The sequence below is a fragment of the Paenarthrobacter sp. AT5 genome, from assembly GCF_032764245.1.
Taxonomy (GTDB): Bacteria; Actinomycetota; Actinomycetes; order Actinomycetales; family Micrococcaceae; genus Arthrobacter; species Arthrobacter ureafaciens.
Genome location: NZ_CP136441.1, coordinates 1358769 through 1379092 on the forward strand (window position 1 = coordinate 1358769; position 20324 = coordinate 1379092).

The following is a 20324-nucleotide window of genomic DNA, read 5'->3' on the forward strand; positions in this document are numbered from 1 at the left end:
CGCGGGGACGGGTAGAAGGATGAGCCCGGAACCTAGGCGCGCAGCCGGTACCCGCGCTTCACGACCGTTTCAACGAGCTTGGGGTCCGGAAGGGACGAGCGCAGCCGGCTCACTGTCATGTCCAGCGCGTGGACGGAACCACGGAGGTCCAGGAGGTCCGATAACGCCTCACGCGAGAGCACGGCCCCGCCGGCACCCAGAAGGGCGCGGAGCAGCAAGAGCGGGGCGGGGGCAAGCTCCACCACTTCGCCGTTGATGCGCAGGCAGCGGCCCCGCAGCTCGATCGTGGCACTCTTCGTTTCCAGGCGGCGGACGTGGTTCAGGGACAGATGCTCGGTCACCAACCGGATCAAGGCACCCATGCGGTAGCGGTCCGGGATCAGGGGCGACAGTCCGGCGTCGACGAGCGGCTGGGCGGTCACGGGACCCACTGCCGCCACGGTTACCGGTCCCTTCAGGGCCTCGATCAGCTGGCGGTACAGGCCCATCTCGTGGGCCGTGCTCCACATCGCATCCACCGCAGGGGCGCTGGTGAAGGTGAGGACGTCAAGGTTCCCGCCCACCACGGACTCGATCAGGCGCGGCAGCTTGTCCTCGCCGTCGGGCTTGACCCACCGGTACGGGGTGACGGTGAGGACCGTGGCGCCGGACATGCGCAGCCGCTCCAGCTGCCGCACATCCGTGTAGCCGTGCAGCTGCACCGCCACGGTCTTGCCGCGGACACCCTCGGCCAGGAGCATGTCCACCAACGTTGCGGTGGTTTCGTCACTGCTGATTCCGACGTCGGCAAGACCGGCCGCGCGGACGGCGCCGCGGGCTTTCGGTCCCCGAACGAACATCCGGCACGCCGCAAGAGTTTCCAGGAGCTGCTCGCCGATGCCGAACGAGTCAGCGGCCTCGCACCAGCGGCGCATGCCGTACGCGGTGGTCGCGATGCAGATGTCCGGCCGCGCCTCGATGATGGTGCGCGTATCCTCGATGAGCACCAGGTCTTCCTGGACGGGGGCTATCTTCAACGCCGGGGCGTGGAGCACGCTGGCGCCGCGGCGTTCCAAGGCTTCGATGAGGTCCCGTGAGCGGCGGTGCGAGGTGACGCCGATGCGAAACCCGTCCAGGGGCGAATCCGTAGCCTCGGACGGTTCTGCCGACGGGGTCACGGGGTCGAGGGCGTGTGCAACAGTCATGGAATTACCTTCAGGCTTCAAGGAGCGAAGCCGCCAGGCGGCTCAGTTCAGCGGACGCATCGGCATGGCTACGGTTGGCCTCGGCAACCCTGACTACCTCGCCGATGACCAGCACGGCCGGGTTGCTGCAGCCCGTAGCTGCCGTTTCGATGGTACCCAGATCAGCGATGGTAGTGCGCTGTCCGGGGCGGTACCCGCGCTCCACAACGGCCATGGGCATGTCCGGTTCCATGCCGGCACGGCGAAGGCCTGCCGCGAGCTGGGGCAGGGTGCCGATCCCCATGAGGACCACAATGGTGCCGCCCAGCCCGGCCAGGTGCAGGTGCTCCTTCTCAGTGAGCGGCGCATGGCCGGAGACGACGGTGAACATGTGGCTTACTTCCCTGTGGGTCACCGGAATTCCGGCGGCCGCGGGGACGGAGATGGCGCTGGTGACACCGGAAATCACCCGCACCGGAACGCCCGCGGCAACGCATGCGGCCACTTCTTCCCCGCCACGGCCGAACACGTACGGGTCGCCGCCCTTGAACCGGACCACGTTCCGGCCCAGCAGGGCCGCTTCCACCATAAGCTTCTCGATGTCACGCTGCGTCACCTTGTGGTGCCCGGGCTGCTTTCCAACGTCCACCAACTCGGCAGAGGTCAAAGCGGCCAGTTCCTGGTAAGGGGCCAGCCGGTCGTAGAACACGACGTCGGCATCGCGCAGGGCGGCGACGGCGCCCACGGTCAACAGATCCAGCGCGCCGGGTCCGCCGCCGACCAGGGTGACGTGGCCCTCCGGACCGGCGGCCGGTTCGTGTGCCACCGGGATGCCGGCCTCGCGGCAGCGTTCCAGCAGCGGAAGCCAGCCGTCGTCGCCGTCGTCCACTGCTGCCACCAGGAAGGGACGCTCCGGGAGGGGGCCGTCGGAAGCCGCGCCGGCCGGAGTGCTGAGCCGGTACACGGTGGCACCTGCCTGCTCGTAGCGGCGCACTGCCTGGCGGGCGGTCACGTCCGAGCCGGTGACCAGGACGTCCCGGCCGGTGAGGTCGATGGTGAGCTGCATGGAATTCCCCTAGTTCTCTGCGCCGGCAGTGCTGCGGACCGGGATGGTGGAGGCGATGAGTACGGCGCCCTTTTCCTCATGGGTTGCCGGACGGATCTGGCCGCGCTCGGGAACGAACGCGATGGAGTCGTCCTTCTGGTTGGGGGCGTTGACGAAGGAACGGAAACGGCGGAGGCGCTCCGGATCCTTCAGGGTCTCGGCCCATTCGTCCTCGTAGGTGTCGATGTGCTTGGCCATGGCTGCCTCAAGCTCCGCGGCGATGCCAAGGGAATCGTGAACCACCACGTCTTCAACGTGCTTCAGCCCGCCGTCGAGCTCTTCCTGCCACCGGGCGGTGCGCTGGAGGCGGTCCGCAGTGCGGATGTAGTACATGAGGTAGCGGTCGATGTACTTGATGAGAGTGTCGTCGTCCAGGTCCTTGGCCAGCAACTGGGCGTGGGCAGGGGTGGCACCGCCGTTGCCGCCCACATACAGGTTCCAGCCGTCGGCGGTGGCGATCACGCCAACGTCCTTGCCCCGGGCCTCGGCGCATTCGCGGGCGCAGCCGGAGACGCCCATCTTCAGCTTGTGCGGGCTCCGGAGGCCGCGGTACCGCAGTTCCAGCGCGATGGCCATCTGCACGGAGTCCTGCACGCCGAAGCGGCACCAGGTGGAACCGACGCAGGACTTCACCGTGCGCAGGCTCTTGCCGTACGCCTGGCCGGACTCGAAGCCGGCGTCCACCAGTTCCTTCCAGATATCGGGAAGCTGCTCCAGGCGTGCACCGAACATGTCGATGCGCTGTCCGCCGGTGATCTTCGTGTACAGGCCGTACTTCTCGGCAACAGCAGCGATGACGCCGAGGCCCTTGGGGGTGATCTCGCCGCCGGCGATGCGCGGAACCACCGAGTACGTGCCGTCCTTCTGCATGTTGGCCAAGGCCCGGTCATTGGTGTCCTGCAGAGTGCCGCGGCCGGCATCGAGCACGTAGGCGGAGTGCTGGCTGGCCAGGATGGAGGCGATGGTCGGCTTGCAGATATCGCAGCCTTCACCCGTGCCGTACTTGGCCATGATGTCCTCGAAGGAGGTCAGCTCCAGGACACGGATGGTTTCGAACAGTTCCTGGCGGGAAAGGCTGATGTGCTCACACAAGGCCTTGGAGACCTCAATGCCGGACTTCTTCAGTTCACCTTCCAGGAGTTTCTTGAGCATCGGCACGCAGGAACCGCACTGGGTACCGGCGCGGGTGCAGCCCTTCAAGCCGCCCAGTTCCTGGACGGGGGCATTCCCTTCGCAGCTGCCGCAGCCATTGATGGCGTCACGGATGGAACCTGCGGCCACGTTGTTGCAGGAGCACAGGATCGCATCATCCGGCAGCTCGGTCTCGGGAGCTTCGCCGCCACCGGCTGCGCTCAAGTAGGCGCCGGGCTCGGCGGGCAGTTCCCGGCCGAGCAAGGGGCGCAGGCTCATGTACGGGGAGGCGTCGCCCACGAAGATGCCGCCCAGGAGGGTCTTGGCATCATCGGTGGTCACGATCTTCTGGTAGACGCCGCGGGCGGGATCGGCGTAGACGATTTCCAAGGCATGCTCGGTCTTGGCGAAGGCATCACCGAAGCTGGCCACATCCACGCCGGAGAGCTTGAGCTTGGTGGCCGTGTCGAAGCCCGGGAACGTTGCCTCGCCGCCGTGCAGCCGGTCAGCCACGATCTCCGCCATGGTGTTGGCCGGGGCTACCAGGCCAAGGCACATGCCGCCGAAGTTCGCTACCTCGCCGATGGCCCAGATGTTGTCCACTTCGGTGGCGCAGAAGTCGTTGATGACCACGCCGCCGCGCTGGCCCAGGCTGAAGAGCTGCTCTTCGCCTTCGGCTGCGCGGAAAAGGTCGTCGCGGGGCTTCACGCCGATTGCCACGATCACCAGGTCGGCAGGGATGGTGCGGCCGTCCGCCATCAGCACCCCGGTGACCTGGCCGTCGTCGGTCAGTACCTCGGACGGGAACACGCCGCCGTGGACTTCAAAGCCCTTGGCCTCGATCAACCTGCCGAGGGCCTGGCCGGCGCCTTCGTCCAGCTGGGTGTTCATGAGCCAGGGGGAACCGTTGATGACGATCGGGTTGGCGCCCAGCTGCTCGGTGCCGGCAGCGGATTCCAGTCCCAACAGGCCGCCGCCGATCGTCACGGCGTTGACCCTGCGGCCGAGCTTGGCGCCCAGGTCCGCGATGGCCTTGTTGATGGCCCAGACGTCCTCAAGGGTGCGGTAAACGTGGGTGTGCTCAGCGCCGGGGATGGGGAGCCGCGCTGCGTCCGAGCCGGAAGCGACCACCAGTTCGTCGTATTCGTATTTGTTGCCCGATGCGGTAAGGACGCTCTTGGCTTCAGCGTCGATCTTGACGGCGCGCTCGCCGGTCTTGAGCGTCAGGGCCGGGTGGTCCCACATGGACGCCTCGCCCAAGGTAAGGTCCACGCCGGTCTCGGTCAGTGCCTTGCTCAACGCCACGCGGTCGTAGGGGAGGTGGGCTTCCTCGGTGAGGACGGTAACCTGCCAGCCTTCGAGACCGCGGTTGTACATGGCATCGGCAAAGCGGTGGGCTGCAGGGCCGCCTCCGACAACGACGATGCGGCGCGGGTTCTCTGTGCTTGAAGTGTGTCCGGTCACTGGTGGGCCTTTCGCAAATGTCGCAGACGGATCTCCGCAACTTGTGAATTCAGCCTAGGGACGGGCAGTTTCACTTCAGTTTCCCTTTTGTTTCGTGATCTTAACTTCTGCATCACGAACGCATTTCGCAGGGTGTGAGGTCTCTTTTACCCATCGGACACAATGCGGGACTCCAGCTGAAACAGTGGCGTCCTAGCTTTGGAGAGTGGCCGCAGGCGTGGCCCGGTCCGGGGGAGTGACGGTGGAAAGTGCCAGCACCCGGACACTGTGAGAGGGGTTGACATGACCGTAATTCTTGACCGTGCAGAGGACCTGGCCACCACCGGCACATGGCACCGCGTGTGCCCGCTGGATGAGCTTGAGCCGGCGTGGGGCGAGGCAGCACTGATCGACGGCCGCCAGGTAGCGCTGTTCCGTACGGCGCCCGGTGAGGTCTACGCCGTCGTGCAGCAGGACCCCGCCACGTTCGCCAACGTCATGGCACGCGGCATCATCGGTTCCCGGGGCAGCCGGCCCACCATTGCCTCACCGCTGCACAAGGAGGTCTACGACCTCGAAACCGGCGAGTGCTTCACCAACCCGGAACTGAAACTGGCAACCTTCGCCACGCGCGTCGTTGACGGTCACATCGAGGTTGAGCTCTAGAGTCCCAGCGCTTCGCGGACATCCTTGAGGACGTTATCCAGGGATGTCCGCGCTGCCTGGCGGGCAGCAGGAAGTTCCGCCGCCGACTCCACAGCCTGGATGACCTCCAGGTAACACTTCAGCTTTGGCTCCGTGCCGCTGGGCCGGATGATCACGCGGCTCTGGTCCCGCGTCAGGTACAGCAACCCGTCCGTGGGCGGCAGGGCTTCGCTGCCTTCGGCAAGGTCCATAAAGACCTCGACGGCGGAACCCCCGAACGCTTCAGGCGGGTTGACCCGCAAGCGGTTCATCATGGCATCCAGCAAACCGAGGTCTGCCACGCGGATGCTCAACTGGTCGCTCGCATGCAGGCCGTGCACAAGGTACAACTCATCGAGGGTGTCAAAAACGGTCTTGCCTTCAGCCTTGGCAGCGGCGGCCATCTCCGCGATCAACACTGCCGCGGAGATTCCGTCCTTGTCCCGGACCAGGTCCGGCGCAACGCAGTAGCCGAGCGCTTCCTCGTACCCGTAAAGCAGGCCCGGAACACGCGAGATCCACTTGAAACCGGTCAGTGTTTCCTGGTGGGCGTAGCCGGCGGTGGCGGCGATGCGGGAGAGCAGCCTGGAGGAAACGATCGAGTTGGCGAAGACTCCCTCGACTCCATCGTCGCCGGCCTTTGCGGTCTCGCCGGTCTTGCCTGCCTCGCCGGCCTTGGCGGCAAGCCGGGCCACCGTGTGCGCGCCCAGGAGGGCGCCCACCTCATCGCCGCGCAGCATGCGCCAAGCCTCGGTGGCAGGGTCCAGCGCGGCTACCGCGGCACGGTCGGCGTCGGGGTCGTTGGCCAGCACGATGTCCGCGCCCAGCTCTTCGGCGGCAGCCAGCGCCAGGTCCAACGCGCCAGGTTCCTCAGGGTTGGGGAACGCGACAGTGGGGAAGTCGGGGTCGGGGCGGGCCTGCTCTGCCACGAGCGTGACGTCATCGAAGCCTGCTGCCTTCAGGACCGAAACAGCAGTATCACCACCCACGCCATGCATGGGAGTCAGGACGATCTTGAGGTCGCGGGCCGGGAAGTGCTCCCTGTCCACCAGCCCGGCGACGGCGGCTTCGTAGTCCGCAGCGATCGATTCCGGCAGTACCGTCCAGCCGTCCCCGGCCAGGACAATCGAGGACAGCGGACCCACGGCATCGATTTTCGCCGCGATTTCAGCGTCGTAAGGCGCGACGATCTGTGCTCCCCGGCCGCTTTCCGGCACTGCATGCCGTCCCAGGTACACCTTGTAGCCGTTGTCCTGCGGAGGGTTGTGGCTGGCTGTGACCATCACGCCGCCGTCGCAATCCAGGGCGCGGACCGCATAGGCGAGGATCGGCGTCGGGAGCGCTGCCGGCATGAGGAACGCTTCTATGCCGGCGGCAGCGAAGATGGCTGCCGTTTCCCGGGCGAAGATGTCGGAGTTGTGGCGGGCATCGAAACCGACGACGGCGCGCGGCCGGGTTCCCGGCGAAGCCGCACCAACCGCGTCAACCAGGAAAGCCGCCAACCCTGCGGCGGCACGGCGCACCACCACCCGGTTCATGCGGTTCGGTCCTGGCCCCAGCGCTGCACGGAGGCCGGCCGTGCCGAACTGCAGTGTGCCGCTGAAGCTGTCTCCGAGCTCTTGTGCCGCCACCGCGTCACCTTCGGAGGCAAGGGTGAGCAGGTCGTGGAGCGTCGCGGATGTGGCTGGATCCGGGTCCTCGTCAGCCCACTGGCGGGCGTCGCGGATCAGCTGTTCAAGTGCGGCATCGCTCGAGGTCATAAGCACAAAACTATCCTCAATCCGGCCCTGACAGGCAACGAGGGGTGAGATCCCGGCATTACGGGGAGTCGTAAATGCCGGGATCCCACCCCTCAGCGCACACTAGAGAGCCCGCGACCGCACCGCGAACGCGGTCTCGCCCTCCATGCTGAAGACGGAGGCGCCAACGTGGTCCCAATCCGGGAAGAAGGTATCGGTGACCACGGCCTGGCCGTCCTGGGCGAAGACCTCCACGGAGGACGTATCCAGGAGGATCCGCAGCCGCACCTTCCCGTCCGCAGGGCGTCCCGTCACCTGGTGACAGGGGCTGAACTTCTCGGAGAAGTTGCTGGTTCCGGTGTTTGAGCGGTCCACCTTGAGGGTGCCGGAGTCCTTCTCATACGAGATCCGAAGGCCGTCTTGGGCGTCGGGGGAGTGCCGGAGCAGGATCCCCGCTTCCCTGGCCGTGCCGAGGTCCAGTTCGAGGTCGATCAGCTGGGTTCGCGCGGCGAAGTCCGTCCCAAGATCTTCACTTCCGGAGGACACGGTGAGGTCCTTGCTCGTTTCCTCACCGCGCTCCAGGACCTCCCGCGCTGCAGCGGCGATGCCGGAGCGCAGTTCGAACCGTTCTTCACCGCGCACCAAGGTCAACTCACGCGGGATCGCCATGGCACCGCGCCACGGTGTGGTGGGGACGTGCTGGGCGTAGTCCCAATTGCCCATCCAGCCAAGCAGCACCGGCTTGCCGCCGGGAGCTCCGGAAACGGAATTCGCGGCGTAGTAGTCGGCGCCGTAGTCCAGCCATTGCGATTCCTGCAAAGGAGCATCCGGCGCAGCGGCGTCCTCGGCCATAAACCGTGTGCCGTCGAATTCGCCGACGAAGTACTGCATGCCCGATCCTCCGGCAATGCCGCCGGGGTTGATGCTGAGCAGCATGACCCACTTCCTGGCCGTGGAGCCTTCGACGCTCATCTGAAGGAGTTCGGGCACTTCCCACAGCCCGCCCTGTGCTCCGACGCCGGAGAAGTCGCTCAGGAAGTCCCAGTGCAGGAGGTCGGTGGACTTGAACAGTTTGACGACCTGCGCGTCGGCCACCACGGTGGTCATGACCCAGTAGCGGCCGGGCTCGTACCAGGTGACTTTGGGATCGCGGAAGTTGTTGTTGGTGGGCTCGAGGTTCAACACGGGATTGCCGCGGTGCTTTTGCCAGGTGGTTCCGCCGTCGGTGCTGTACGCGGCCGACTGCGCCTGCGCTCCTTGGGGAAGCGCCCCGTTCTTGCCGTAGGCGCTGGTGTAGAGGGCCACCAGGGGCGGGTTCTGTGCGGAGCCAAGGCCGGAGGCGTTGTTGGTATCCACCACGATGCAGCCGGAGAAGATTTCCTCGTCCACGCTGGCCTCCATGGCCACGGGCTGCTGTTCCCAGTGCACCAGGTCCTTGCTGGTGGAGTGGCCCCAGGACATGTTGCCCCACGAGTTTCCGCGCGGGTTGTACTGGTAGAAGGCGTGGTAGGTGCCGTCGTGGTACAACAGGCCGTTGGGGTCGTTAAGCCAATTCTTTTCGGCTGTCAGGTGGACCGCCGGGCGCCACGGATCCGAAGCGGACGGCCTGGGACCTCGGGAGGCCGGGGCCGGCGTCGGGCTTTCACTGCCGCGCGGAGGCGTGCAGGAGGCGGCCGCGAAGGACACCACGACGGCGGCGCTTGCCGCCAGCAGGTTGCGGCGGGACAGGTGATGGCTGGGAGAAGTCATGGGGAAGATCCTGGGGTTGGGGGGGTGGCTGGTGTGCCCGGAGGTGATGGTCCGGGCACACCAGCCGTGGCTCAGGGCCGGTCTTGCCGGCCGGTGGCCGGTGTTACTTGTAGAGGCCTTCGCCGCCCACGCGCTTGTTGGTGGGCAGGTAGCCGAACGGGCCGAGGCCGTTCTTGCCGAAGCTGCGGTCCACCTGTGTCACGCCGGCCTTGAAGTTCATCTTCACGGTGGGGGACAGGGAGCCGCCGCGGACGCCGTCCACGTTGTCGATGAACGACTGCACCAGGCCGCCGGGCTGGACGTAGTGCGAGTACGCCTGGAACTGCCGGCCGTTCTGGCGCGGGTCCGGACCCTCGGGCGCGTTCGCGGGCATGTTCAGGTCCGTGGGGGAACCCAAAGCCAAACCGCTGTTGTTGACCGGCTGGTAGTCGGAGCGGACGCCGTCGCCGACGAAGCCGTAGACGCCATCGGGGCCCCGCATGCCGTCCGCGTAGGTGAACTGGTGGCTGATGGTGAACAGGTAGTACTTGTTCTTGCCGTTCTCGTTCTGGATGTAGATCTGCGGGCGCTCAGTCTGGTCGTTGACGCAGTTGGCGGACAGGATCGGCGGCAGGAAGCTCCACTTGGTGAGGTCCTTGTTGTCCGCCACAGCCAGTCCGACGTTCGCGGTCTGGTACCAGGCGCCGGTGGTGCTGTTCACCTGGTCCACGGTTTCTGCGTGGGGATCGCCCGGGCGGTAGCCGAGGTCTTCCTGCTTGCACTTGTACGCGCCGCGGTTTCCGCCGGTGTTGCCTTCGAACACCATGAAGGTCTTGCCGGGGTGTGCCGGGTCGGCGAAGGTGTACGGATCACGGAAGGCGAAGCCCGGGTTCTGGGCTTTGTTCTGGTAGAGCTTTCCGTCCGGCTCAAGCAGCTTCGTGTGCTGGAAGCCGTCGAACGTCACGCCGTCCTTGGTGGCGTGGATGTTCCCCAGGGCCTTGGCGATGACGGCGTCGGGAGCAATTCCGCCGCCGCCGGCGTTCCGCTCAGCCACATCGTAGAAGGTGGTGGCCGTGTAGAAGACGTTGATCTTGTTGCCCTGCATCAGGCGCGTGGAGCCCGACCATTCCGTGTTGCCGATGGACGTGTTGTCCAGGAACAGGTGTCCGCCGTAGTTCCACTTGTCCTTGGCGGGGTCGGCGTTGGTCTTGCGGAAGAAGTAACCGATCCGTGCGTTCCAGTGGCGCTGGTCGAAACCGTAACCGGCGTGGCGGTCAGCGACCAGAGAGAAGATGACGTCCCAGCCCTTGTAGCTGATCTGGTTGGCATTCTCGTCAGTCAGGGACCAGGTGTCCCAGACCCACACGTCGTCGTTCATGGCGGGGAAGTCCTTGGGGATTTCCGGCATGGTGACGTTGGGGCTCATGGAATTCTGTCCCGGAGCAACGTTGGGGTTGCTCTGCGCCATGATCTGCTTGGCGTCGGCGCGGGTCCACTTGGACGTGAAGTCGGCGGCCGGATCGTAGGCCTGCTGCGTGTGGACGGACGGCAGCGGGAAGCCGGGGGTGGGTGCCGGCATGGTGCTCGACGGCGGATCGGCAGGGAGGTTGGCCTGTGCGGCAGGCGTTACCAGCAGGATGCTGCCGGCAACGCTTGCCGCCGCTGCGACGGCGGCTGCCTTTCGCAAACGGCGGCGCGGCCGTAACGGGCTTGGGTGCGTGTTCATGCTTGCTCTTCTCGCGGAGTGTTGGACTTCGTGGAGGCAGGATTCCCTTGATGAGGGAGTCCTCAGCCGAGGCGTCCGTCGATCCGCTGGTGGCGTCACCGAGGGACGCCATCGTTTCGAGGTGCGGCGGGCCGGATTCGGTGACCGCCGGAGTTGTCCCGGCACGTCGACTTACCGGAACTGTCTCCACGCTAAACACGTGTGAGGCGCGAGTGCAAAGCCTGTTTCTCCCTCCCAAAGGCGGCGGTGGCCTTGGTAGTGCAAGCGCTTACATTGCCAACACGCGCGCGTGCCACGGATGAAGGCGGGGAATCAAATGTTGCGTCTTAAAGCAGATTTATTCCGGGACTCTCCTGACCCCCATCACCCAACTAGGTCGCAGTAGTGCGGGTTTTGAACGTTTGTCATGTCTCATGACCTTGTAGACACTTCATGTCTCATGACTTCGTGGACGGTTGTTGTCTCACGACTGTGTGGACACTTCGTCTTGGGACTTTGTTTGTCGGCCTCTGCGGGGCGGGTACTTTGTTCGTTTCTTGCGGGTGCCTTGTGGGTCTGCGACGACTCCTGAGGGTTTTCCGTTGCCGACGTAGGTGGTTCCGTGCGGAGGTCTGGGGTGAGTGATGATCTCGGTGCCTTGTGCTCCGAAGAACATGATGGTGGTGTCGTCGTAGATGATGTGCACGGTGGTGCCGGTGTGTTCTTTGCCCATTTTGAAGTGGGTTCCTAGGATCGTCACGGACCCGTTCCGGTTCACTGTTCGGTGCGCGCTTTGCCTGTCCGTTGCGGGCGTGACTTGCTCAGGAACGGTTGGCGGGGGCGTTTTCGGGGTGGCGTTCCAGGCCTCATAGGGCGTCGTTCCCGCGGGTAGGCCTTGATGTTCGCGTTCGTTGTTGTAGTAGAGATCGAAAGCGTCGACCTGCAGTTGCAGGGCAGCCATTGAAGGGGCCGGGAGTTGCCTGTGCAGGTATCGGTGCAGGGTTTGGTGGAAGCGTTCGTTCTTGCCTTGGGTGGTGGGTTTGTAGGGTTTGCCCGTTATCGGTTCGATGCCTTTGGCTTTGAGGAACTCCACGAGGGCCCCGGTGCGGCCGCGGCGGGTGGGATTCAGTGCCGAGCCGTTGTCGGAAAGGAACTTCTGCGGTGCTCCGTGGCGTTCGATGGCCTGGGTAACGACGGCGATTGCGGCGGCGCTGGTTTCGCCGGGTGCGACCAGGGACGCCAGCGCCAAACGCGAATGATCATCGATGAGTTGGAAGATGGCTACCTTCTTGCCGCTGGCGAGCTGCCATTCGGTCGAGTCGATTTGCCAGCACGCGTTGGGTTGCGGATAGACGAACCTTTTGTAGGCGCTTCGAGGCTTCTTCCGCGGTTCGGGCATCACGACACCGGCCCGGGAAAAGATCCTGGCCACGGTGGCACGCGAGGGCGGTGTGAAGCCTTGTCGTGAGAGCTTCGCGATGACAGAAAGCGGACCGTGGTCCTGCCCGCTCTCCTGCAGTTCCGCCCGGGTACCGAGCAGCAACTCGATCATCGCCTGTGGGGTCAGGGCCGGCATGGTTCTTGGAATCGTGGGCTTTTTCTCCAATGCCTTCACCGGCCCCACCTCGGCAGCCGCCGCCCGGACCCGGTAGAACCAGGCCCGGGAGACATTGTGCTTCCTGCAGAACGCAGTAACCGCGCCTCTGGGCGAATCCTCGGACCACGTTGCCACAGCATGCCGGATCTTGATGTCCGGTTGGGGTTTGCTCATGCATAGCAGCAAACCCGCAAGCTAAGTGTCCACGATGTCCTGAGACAGAGTGTCTACGAAGTCATGAGACAGAACTGTCTATTAAGTCATGAGACTCCACACGGGTTTTGAACGTTCTAAACGCGCACTACTGCGACCTAGTTGGGTGCGTACTGCAGATTTGTTGGTCGTCCGCTACAGCTTCGCGATGATTCCCGCCAGCAAGGTCGAGATCCGCTTGCCTGCCGCATCGCCCGCTTCCAGGACTTCGGCGTGGCTCAGGGGCACGGGGCTGATGCCCGCGGCGAGGTTGGTCACCAGTGAGATGCCGAAGACCTCCATCCCGGCGTGCCGTCCCGCGATGGCTTCCAAGGCCGTGGACATGCCCACGAGGTCGGCGCCGATGCGCTTGGCGTACTGGACCTCGGCCGGTGTCTCGTAGTGCGGTCCGGTGAACTGTGCGTAGACGCCTTCCTGCAGGGAGGGGTCCACTTCACGGGCCAGGTCGCGGAGCCGTGCGGAGTAGAGGTCAGTGAGGTCCACGAAGGTGGCGCCCTCCAGGGGAGATGTGGCGGTGAGGTTGATGTGGTCGCTGATCAATACGGGTGTGCCGGGCTTCCAGTCCTCATTGAGTCCCCCGCAACCATTGGTGAGGACCAGTGTCTTGCACCCCGCGGCTGCTGCTGTCCGAACGCCGTGGACGACGGAACGGACGCCCCGGCCCTCGTAATAGTGCGTCCGCGCGCCCAGGACCAGTGCGCGCTTGCCCTCGGTGGTGAGGACCGAACGGATGGTGCCCACATGGCCAACCACAGCGGGCTTGTGGAAGCCCGGAACCTCCGAGGCATTCAACGTGGCGGTGGTCTCGCCGATCAGGTTGGCGGCCTCAGCCCAACCGGAGCCCAAAACCAGGGCGACGTCGTGGGACTCGACGCCGGTCTCGGACGCGATGTAGTCGGCGGCGGCTTTGGCGGCTTCGAAGGGGTCTGTGTTCATCAGCTCAGTGTTACTCACTGGTACAAGCTACCTTGCGCGCGCGCCAAACCGGTAGGGACGCGTCCGGCCTCATCCGGGGCTGCCATGGAGGGTGAGGCAGGGCTGACTGGCAGCATGGGCATGGATACGCGAGAATTGGGAATTGTGACCACCCAAGTTGATTTCAGTTCCCCCCGAATCGCGATCCTGGGAGGTGGTCCCGGCGGATACGAAGCTGCCATGGTGGCTGCCTCCCTCGGTGCGAAAGTCACCATCATCGAGCGGGCCGGCCTCGGCGGCTCCGCGGTGCTGACCGACGTCGTGCCCTCCAAGACCCTCATCGCCACCGCAGACCTGATGACGCGCGTCAGCGAAGCCGATGAGCTGGGCGTCAAGTTTGACGATTCCGCGTCCAAGCCCCATGCAGACCTCAAACACATCAATGACCGCGTCCTCAACCTTGCGCGGGGCCAGTCCAACGACATCCGCGCAGGCCTCGAGCGCCTGGGCGTTGACATCGTCATCGGATCCGGAAAGCTGCTGGACAACAACACCATTGAGGTCCTCACCCTTGAGGGCACGCGCACTATCGACGCAGACGCCATCCTCCTGGCCGTCGGCGCCCACCCCCGCGAACTTCCAACGGCAAAGCCCGACGGCGAGCGCATCCTGAACTGGGCGCAGATCTACAACCTGGACGAACTCCCCGAGGAACTGATCGTGGTGGGTTCCGGTGTCACGGGCGCCGAGTTCGCGTCTGCCTACAACGGCCTGGGTTCCAAAGTCACGCTGATCTCCAGCCGCGACCAGGTCCTCCCGGGCGAGGACACCGATGCCGCCAAGCTCCTTGAAGGTGTTTTTGAACGTCGCGGCGTGCGCGTTCTGTCCCGTTCCCGCGCCAACGCGGTTGAGCGGACGGACGACGGCGTGAAGGTCACCTTGGGTGACGGATCGGAAGTGACAGGCTCCCACTGCCTGGTGTGTGTTGGTTCCATTCCGAACACCGCAGGGATCGGTCTGGAAGAAGCCGGCGTGGCCGTGACGGAGTCCGGGCATATCAAGGTTGACGGTGTTTCCCGCACCACCGCCCCCAATATCTACGCTGCCGGCGACTGCACGGGTGTTTTCGCTTTGGCTTCCGTCGCCGCAATGCAGGGCAGGATCGCCATTGCCCACTTCATGGGTGACGGCGTGAAGCCCCTCAAACTCAACCAGGTGGCTTCCAACATCTTCACGTCCCCGGAGATCGCCTCCGTGGGTGTGTCCGAGGCGGATCTTGCGTCCGGCAAGTACCAGGGCGATGTTGTGATGTTGTCCCTGCTGAGCAATGCACGTGCCAAGATGCGCAACACCAAGGATGGCTTCGTCAAGATCATCGCCCGCAAGGGTTCCGGCACTGTCATTGGCGGCGTCGTGGTGGGGCCGAACGCCTCCGAGCTGATTTTCCCGATCTCCGTGGCCGTGGCGCAGAAGCTCCACGTGGACGACGTCGCCAGCACTTTCACGGTGTACCCGTCGCTGACCGGATCCATCTCGGAAGCCGCCCGGCGCCTGCACGTACACATGTAGCCGGCGGCGGGCCAGGCTCAGGCAGCCGCCGCCTGGAAGTGCTTCTCGATGAGTCCCTTGATGTCATCGTGGCAGCCGCCGCATCCGGTTCCGGCACGGGTGGCCTTGGAAACCTCGGCCACGGTGGAGCACCCGTCCTCCACGGAATCCCCGATGCTGGCTGCGCTTACTCCTGCACACCGGCACACCGTGCGTTGGGGGTCGTTGCTGGTGGTGGCCCCGGCGTCCAGCTGGTCAGGTCCATCCAGGCGCAGCAGCAGCGAGCGGTCCGCCGGGAGTTCCGAGGCACGCTCGAAAAGCACCACCAGCTCGGCCGCGGTCCGGGGCATTCCGACGGCGACGAGCCCTTCCAGCACTCCGCCGCGGGTGGTCATCTTGACGTAGCGTCCGTGTTCGGGATCCGCCCACTGGGAAACTTGCCGGCGGGCGCGTCCCGCCACGGCCCCGGCTTCGAGGAGTTCGTCATCCCAGGGATCGGCCTGGTTGTCTCCGGCCAGAGCCAGGTTGATGCCCCGGGCTTTCAGGACAATAACACCCGGCTTCTCGGTGGCGAGCGGTTCAAGGGCATCGGCTGCCTCCTGGCCGTCGCGTGCCAGGACCAGCAGGTAGTCGGCCAACCACTCGGCCTGGCGCCACCCCGGTCCCACCAGGCCGGAAGGACCGCCGGCTGTCCGGCACTCAACGCAGGAAGCATCAGGGCAGCGCACTTCCGCGCAGTCGCCGATGGCGAACATGTGGGGTTCGTGATACGTGCGCAGGTGGTGGTCAACCAGGATTCCCGTGCCGACCGGAAGGCCGCAGCCCTCGGCCAGCCCGATGCGCGGACGGACGCCGCAGGACAAAACCAGGAGGTCGCCGTCGATCGCGGAGCCGTCGTCCAGGAGCAAGGCTGAGAACGAACCGTCAGGACCAGACGTTTCCACTGCGGTGGAGCGGGCATTGCCGGCCATGCGGACGCCGCTGGCCCGCAGGCTGTTGGTCAGGACCGATCCGCTGCCGCGGTCGATGCTGCGGCCCAGGGGGAAGGGGCCGTTGTGCACCACCGTGGCCTGCGCCCCTTCTTCCGAGGCAGCGAGGGCCGTCTCCAGGCCGAGCACGCCGCCGCCGAGGACTACCACCCGCTTGCGTCCGGCTACAGCTTCGCGCAGGACGGCGGCGTCATTGAGGTCCCGGAGGGTGATCACGCCCGGGGGCAGCACCGGCCCGGCAGGATCCGGGTTCAAGCCCGTCAGGTTGGGGATGACGGGCCGTGATCCTGTCGCGAAGATCAACCGGTCATAGTGTTCGGCGGAGCCGTCCGACAGCACGACGTGCTGCCGGGCCCGGTCGATCCGGCGGACCTTGGTGCCCAGGCGGACCTGAACCCCGGCAGCCTCCAGCTCCGCGGCGTCGGCCATTGCCAGTGCCTCCACCGAAGTACGCCCCACGCCCAGTTCAGCCACCATCACGCGGTTGTAGGCAGCTTCGGCCTCCTGCCCAACAACCAGCAGTTGCACCAGGCCGGAGCGGACGGCAGGAACCAGTTCTTCCACCAACCTCGCGGCCACGGGGCCGAATCCAACAACAACAATGCGCTCGCTCATGAAGCCTCCTTGGAGTGCAAGGGCAGTCCCGCATCCGCAAGGACCGCGGGAACCGGGGTGGACGCTGCCCGCCGGACCCATACCCGGCTGGTCTTGAATTCCGGCATGCCGGAGATGGGGTCGGTCGCGGCCTCCGTGAGCCGGTTGGCGTTCTCCTGGCCGGGGAAGTGGAACGGCAGGAACACGGTGTCGGGCCGCACGGCGTTGCTCAGTTCGGCGCGGCACAGCACTTCGCCGCGCTCGTTGGTCACGGTGGCGTAGTCGCCGTCGGTGATCCCGCGTGAAGCAGCCGTAGCAGGATGGATCAGCAGCCGGACCTGGGGTTGGGCGGCCAACAGCTCCGCAACGCGGCGGGTCTGGGCGCCGGACTGGTAGTGCTCCAGGAGGCGGCCGGTTGCCAGGGCCAGCGAGTCATCCGCAAACGAGCGAACGGCCCGTTTGGACGGAGTTACCGGGACCATCACGGCCCGGCCATCCGCATGGGCAAAACCGTCGGTGAACAGCCGGGGCGTGCCATTGCTGCCCACGGGGTAGGGCCAGTACGCAGCCTCGCCGCGGTCCAGCATGGCGTAGTCGATCCCGGAGTAGTCGGCCAGCCCGCCGGCAGAGGCCTGGCGGAGTTCGCTAAACACCGTCCCGGGGTCGTCGCTGAACGTTGAAGGAGCCTGAAGCAATTCCGCGAGCCTTGCCATGAGCCACAGCTCGCTGCGGACGCCCGGGGGAGGGGTCAGCGCGCGCCGGCGCCGGATGACCCGCCCCTCGAGGTTGGTCAGGGTGCCTTCTTCTTCCGCCCACTGGGTCACGGGAAGCACCAGATCGGCTTCCAAAGCCGTCTCCGACATGAAGAAATCGCACACTACCAGGAAGTCGAGGGCACGCAGCCCGGCAGTGACGGCATTGGTGTCCGGCGCCGAAACCACCACGTTGGCGCCATGCACAAAAAGGCACCGGACGCCGTCGGGCTTTCCCAGCGATTTAAGAAGTTCGACGGCGGGCAGGCCGGGTCCGGGGATCAGCGACTCATCGATGCCCCACACCCGGGCGACGTGGGCGCGGGCGGCGGGGTCGGTGATTTTGCGGTAGCCGGGGAGCTGGTCTGCCTTCTGGCCGTGTTCCCGGCCCCCCTGGCCGTTGCCCTGCCCGGTGAGGGTGCCGTAGCCGCTGCGGGCCGAGCCGGGCAGGCCCAACAGCAGGCTGAGGTTGATGGCGGCCGTGGCGGTGTCAGTACCGTCGACGTGCTGTTCCACGCCCCGGCCGCTGAGGATGTAGCTGCCCCCGGCACGTGCGCCCTGTGCCAGCCGCCGGGCGGTTTCGCGGATGAGGTTGGCCGGAACTCCGGTGATCGTTTGGACGCGCTCCGGCCAGAAAGCGTTCAAGCTGCGCACCACGGAGGCGTAGCCGGAGGTCTTCTCCTCCACAAAGGCCGAATCCACCAGGCCTTCATGGACCACCACGTGGCTGATGCCCAAAAGGAGGGCCAAATCGGTACCGGGCGTCGGCTGCAAATGGAGGCCGCCGCCGTCGGACGTGAACGCGGCAGTCGCCGAGCGGCGGGGGTCCACCACAATCAGGCCGCCCGCGTCCCGTGCACCCTGGAGGTGCTGGACGAACGGAGGCATGGTTTCGGCGACGTTGGAGCCGAGCATCAGGATGACCGACGCGGAATCAAGGTCGGCCACCGGGAACGGCAGCCCCCGGTCTACGCCGAAGGCGCGGTTCCCGGCAGCCGCTGCGGAGGACATGCAGAACCGGCCGTTGTAGTCGATCCGTGAGGTGCGGAGGGCCAGCCGGGCGAACTTGCCCAGCATGTAGGCCTTCTCGTTGGTGAGGCCGCCCCCGCCGAAGACTCCTACGGCGTCGTTCCCGTACTGCCGCTGCGTATCCTTCACGGCAGCCACGGTCAGCGCCAGGGCCTGCTCCCAGGAGATGGGCTGGTGGACGCCGTCGGACCCTTTCAGCAGCGGTTCCGTGACCCTGCCGTTGTGGTTCAACAACGACGCCGACGTCCAGCCTTTGCGGCACAGCCCCCCACGGTTGGTGGGAAAGTCGCGTCCGGAAACGTCAAGGGGCGCGGTGGGCTTGGCGGGCTCTGCGGCGGGTGCGGGCGCTGCCCCCGCCCCGTGGTCCGGGGCAGGAGTCAGCGTCATGGCGCACTGGAGCGCGCAGTAGGGGCAGTGGGTATCGGCGCCGTTGGGCATCTAGATGTGTCCGATCATGTTGCGCTTCCGGGCGGGACGGATGTAGCAGGCCCAGCACACGGTGAGCATCAGGACGTACGCTGCCACGAATCCGTAGAAAGCCGGGGTGTAGGAACCGGAGGCGGTGTTGGAGGCATTGAGCACCTGGGGGATCACGAATCCGCCGTAGGCGCCGATCGCGGAGATCAGGCCCAGGGACGAGGCCGCGAGCCGGGCGGTTTCAGCGCTGCCGGCGCCGGAGCGGGCGGCCCGGCTGGAGGTCGCGAAGATGACCGGGATCATCCGGTAGGTGGCACCGTTTCCGAAACCGCTGGAGACGAAGAGCAGGAGGAACAGGCCCAGGAAGAGCCAGAAGTTCTTCAGCGGCAGCGTCCAGATCATGGTGAGCGTGATGACGGCCATGGATGCGAAGGCCGTGATGCTCATCCGGGCTCCACCCATCCGGTCGGCCATCCGGCCGCCGTAGGGACGGGCCAGGGAACCGACCAGCGGGCCGAGGAACGCCAGGGAGAGCGCCACCGCTCCGACGTGGATGGAGGAAAACTCCGGGAAGTAGTCCTTGATGAGCTTGGGGAAGACGCCTGCGAAGCCGATGAACGAACCGAAGGTGCCGATGTAGAGGAACGCCATGATCCACAGATGCGGTTCCTTCAGCGCCGCAACGGATCCGGCGATGTCCCCCTTGGCGCTGGTGAGGTTGTCCATGTACTTCCATGCACCGAACGCCGCGACCAGGATCAGCGGGATCCAGATGAGGCCGGCCATGGGGAGGTTGACGGTTCCGGCGGCCAGTACCGTGACGGCGATGGGAACAACCAACTGCGCGACGGCGGCACCCAGGTTTCCGCCGGCGGCGTTCAGGCCCAGCGCCCAGCCCTTCTCGCGGGCGGGGTAGAAGAAGGTGATGTTCGCCATCGAGCTGGCGAAGTTGCCGCCACCGAAGCCTGCGAGGGCTGCCACGAGGAGCATGACTCCGAACGGCGTTTCCGGGTTGGAGACGCACATGGCCAGGCCCGAGGCGGGGATGAGGAGGAGCAGGGCTGAAACGATGGTCCAGTTCCGTCCGCCGAACTTGGGAACCATGAACGTGTAGGGGATGCGGAGGGTGGCTCCTACCAGGCTGGGGATGGAGATGAGCCAGAAGATCTGGTTGGTGTCGAAAGCGAAGCCGGCGGCGGGAAGCTGGACGACCACGATCGACCAGAGCTGCCAGACAACAAAGCCGAGGAATTCGGCGAAGATGGACCAGTACAGGTTGCGCTTGGCGATGGACCGGCCTGCGGCCTCCCACTGCTCCTTGTTCTCGGCATCCCAGTTGGCGATCCAGCGGCCGGGGCGGTGTTCAAGGGCGGGGGTGGTGGTCGCAGTGGACTGGTGGGGTGCCAGTTCTGCGGTGCGGTCAACAGTCACGGGAGTGCCTCCTTGGTGGGGGACGTTGTGCTTCCAAGGTAGGTTTCGCGCATTTCGCGGACCGTCGCCCTTTGTAAACGTGCTGTGACATTTCCCTATCTGCGGCATCACGGATGCGTGAGACGATGGTGAGGTTGTGGC

13 protein-coding genes are annotated in these 20324 nt (G+C 65.7%); 2 read left to right on the forward strand and 11 right to left on the reverse strand.

Annotated features, from left to right (window positions below; translation table 11 throughout):
- Positions 1-32: 32 nt before the first annotated feature.
- Genes RI444_RS06290 through nirB form a run of 3 tightly spaced genes read right to left on the reverse strand, consistent with a single transcriptional unit; the run spans position 33 to position 4863 of the window.
- Entirely contained in the window at positions 33-1184 is a 1152-nt protein-coding gene (locus RI444_RS06290; protein WP_316963877.1) for a uroporphyrinogen-III synthase, read from the reverse strand.
- Positions 1185-1194: 10 nt separating this feature from the next.
- Entirely contained in the window at positions 1195-2229 is a 1035-nt protein-coding gene (cobA, locus tag RI444_RS06295) for a uroporphyrinogen-III C-methyltransferase (protein WP_207604955.1), read from the reverse strand.
- A 9-nt stretch (positions 2230-2238) separates the two neighbouring features.
- Positions 2239-4863, reverse strand: a complete 2625-nt coding sequence (nirB, locus tag RI444_RS06300) for a nitrite reductase large subunit NirB (RefSeq protein WP_069694759.1) — start codon at positions 4861-4863, stop codon at positions 2239-2241.
- Between the two features lie 282 nt (positions 4864-5145).
- On the opposite strand from nirB, the gene nirD reads away from it, so the two are divergent.
- Entirely contained in the window at positions 5146-5508 is a 363-nt protein-coding gene (nirD, locus tag RI444_RS06305) for a nitrite reductase small subunit NirD (protein WP_062095795.1), read from the forward strand.
- On the opposite strand, the gene RI444_RS06310 is transcribed toward nirD, so the two are convergent.
- From RI444_RS06310 to RI444_RS06330, 5 genes are all read right to left on the reverse strand, one after another.
- On the reverse strand, positions 5505-7286 hold the full coding sequence (locus RI444_RS06310; protein WP_207604954.1) for a phospho-sugar mutase: 1782 nt from the start codon (positions 7284-7286) through the stop codon (positions 5505-5507). The genes nirD and RI444_RS06310 overlap by 4 nt on opposite strands.
- Positions 7287-7388: 102 nt before the next feature.
- Positions 7389-9014 (reverse strand): glycoside hydrolase family 32 protein, encoded by a 1626-nt coding sequence (locus tag RI444_RS06315; protein ID WP_207604953.1) that lies wholly within the window; start codon positions 9012-9014, stop codon positions 7389-7391.
- 103 nt (positions 9015-9117) lie between these two features.
- Positions 9118-10719 (reverse strand): glycoside hydrolase family 68 protein, encoded by a 1602-nt coding sequence (locus tag RI444_RS06320; protein WP_166185280.1) that lies wholly within the window; start codon positions 10717-10719, stop codon positions 9118-9120.
- A 463-nt stretch (positions 10720-11182) separates the two neighbouring features.
- The gene (locus tag RI444_RS06325; protein ID WP_062095146.1) at positions 11183-12469 is read right to left on the reverse strand and encodes a DDE-type integrase/transposase/recombinase; all 1287 of its coding nucleotides are present in this window, start codon (positions 12467-12469) and stop codon (positions 11183-11185) included.
- Positions 12470-12643: 174 nt separating this feature from the next.
- Positions 12644-13444 carry a purine-nucleoside phosphorylase gene (locus RI444_RS06330; protein ID WP_207604952.1) on the reverse strand — a complete coding sequence of 267 codons (801 nt, stop codon included), beginning with the start codon at positions 13442-13444 and terminating at the stop codon, positions 12644-12646.
- Positions 13445-13588: 144 nt separating this feature from the next.
- Between RI444_RS06330 and RI444_RS06335 the strand changes: the two genes are divergently transcribed.
- Positions 13589-14992 carry an NAD(P)H-quinone dehydrogenase gene (locus tag RI444_RS06335; RefSeq protein ID WP_031216200.1) on the forward strand — a complete coding sequence of 468 codons (1404 nt, stop codon included), beginning with the start codon at positions 13589-13591 and terminating at the stop codon, positions 14990-14992.
- A gap of 17 nt (positions 14993-15009) precedes the next feature.
- On the opposite strand, the gene RI444_RS06340 is transcribed toward RI444_RS06335, so the two are convergent.
- The 3 genes from RI444_RS06340 to RI444_RS06350 are packed head-to-tail and all read right to left on the reverse strand — an operon-like array spanning position 15010 to position 20183.
- Positions 15010-16575, reverse strand: coding sequence for an FAD-dependent oxidoreductase (locus RI444_RS06340; RefSeq protein ID WP_021471413.1), 1566 nt, complete (start codon positions 16573-16575; stop codon positions 15010-15012).
- A complete protein-coding gene (locus tag RI444_RS06345) occupies positions 16572-18773 on the reverse strand; it encodes a molybdopterin oxidoreductase family protein (protein ID WP_207604951.1) in 2202 nt (733 codons plus the stop codon). The genes RI444_RS06340 and RI444_RS06345 overlap by 4 nt, the downstream gene beginning before the upstream one ends.
- Positions 18774-20183 (reverse strand): MFS transporter, encoded by a 1410-nt coding sequence (locus tag RI444_RS06350; RefSeq protein WP_021471411.1) that lies wholly within the window; start codon positions 20181-20183, stop codon positions 18774-18776.
- Positions 20184-20324: the final 141 nt, after the last annotated feature.

Excerpts from the sequence above, each read along its gene's own strand:
- RI444_RS06290 (WP_316963877.1), bottom strand. The coding sequence starts at position 1,184 with ATGACTGTTGCACACGCCCTCGACCCCGTGACCCCGTCGGCAGAACCG.
- cobA (WP_207604955.1), bottom strand. The coding sequence starts at position 2,229 with ATGCAGCTCACCATCGACCTCACCGGCCGGGACGTCCTGGTCACCGGC.
- nirD (WP_062095795.1), top strand. The coding sequence starts at position 5,146 with ATGACCGTAATTCTTGACCGTGCAGAGGACCTGGCCACCACCGGCACA.
- RI444_RS06310 (WP_207604954.1), bottom strand. The coding sequence starts at position 7,286 with ATGACCTCGAGCGATGCCGCACTTGAACAGCTGATCCGCGACGCCCGC.
- RI444_RS06315 (WP_207604953.1), bottom strand. The coding sequence starts at position 9,014 with ATGACTTCTCCCAGCCATCACCTGTCCCGCCGCAACCTGCTGGCGGCA.
- RI444_RS06320 (WP_166185280.1), bottom strand. The coding sequence starts at position 10,719 with ATGAACACGCACCCAAGCCCGTTACGGCCGCGCCGCCGTTTGCGAAAG.
- RI444_RS06325 (WP_062095146.1), bottom strand. The coding sequence starts at position 12,469 with ATGAGCAAACCCCAACCGGACATCAAGATCCGGCATGCTGTGGCAACG.
- RI444_RS06330 (WP_207604952.1), bottom strand. The coding sequence starts at position 13,444 with ATGAACACAGACCCCTTCGAAGCCGCCAAAGCCGCCGCCGACTACATC.
- RI444_RS06340 (WP_021471413.1), bottom strand. The coding sequence starts at position 16,575 with ATGAGCGAGCGCATTGTTGTTGTTGGATTCGGCCCCGTGGCCGCGAGG.
- RI444_RS06345 (WP_207604951.1), bottom strand. The coding sequence starts at position 18,773 with ATGCCCAACGGCGCCGATACCCACTGCCCCTACTGCGCGCTCCAGTGC.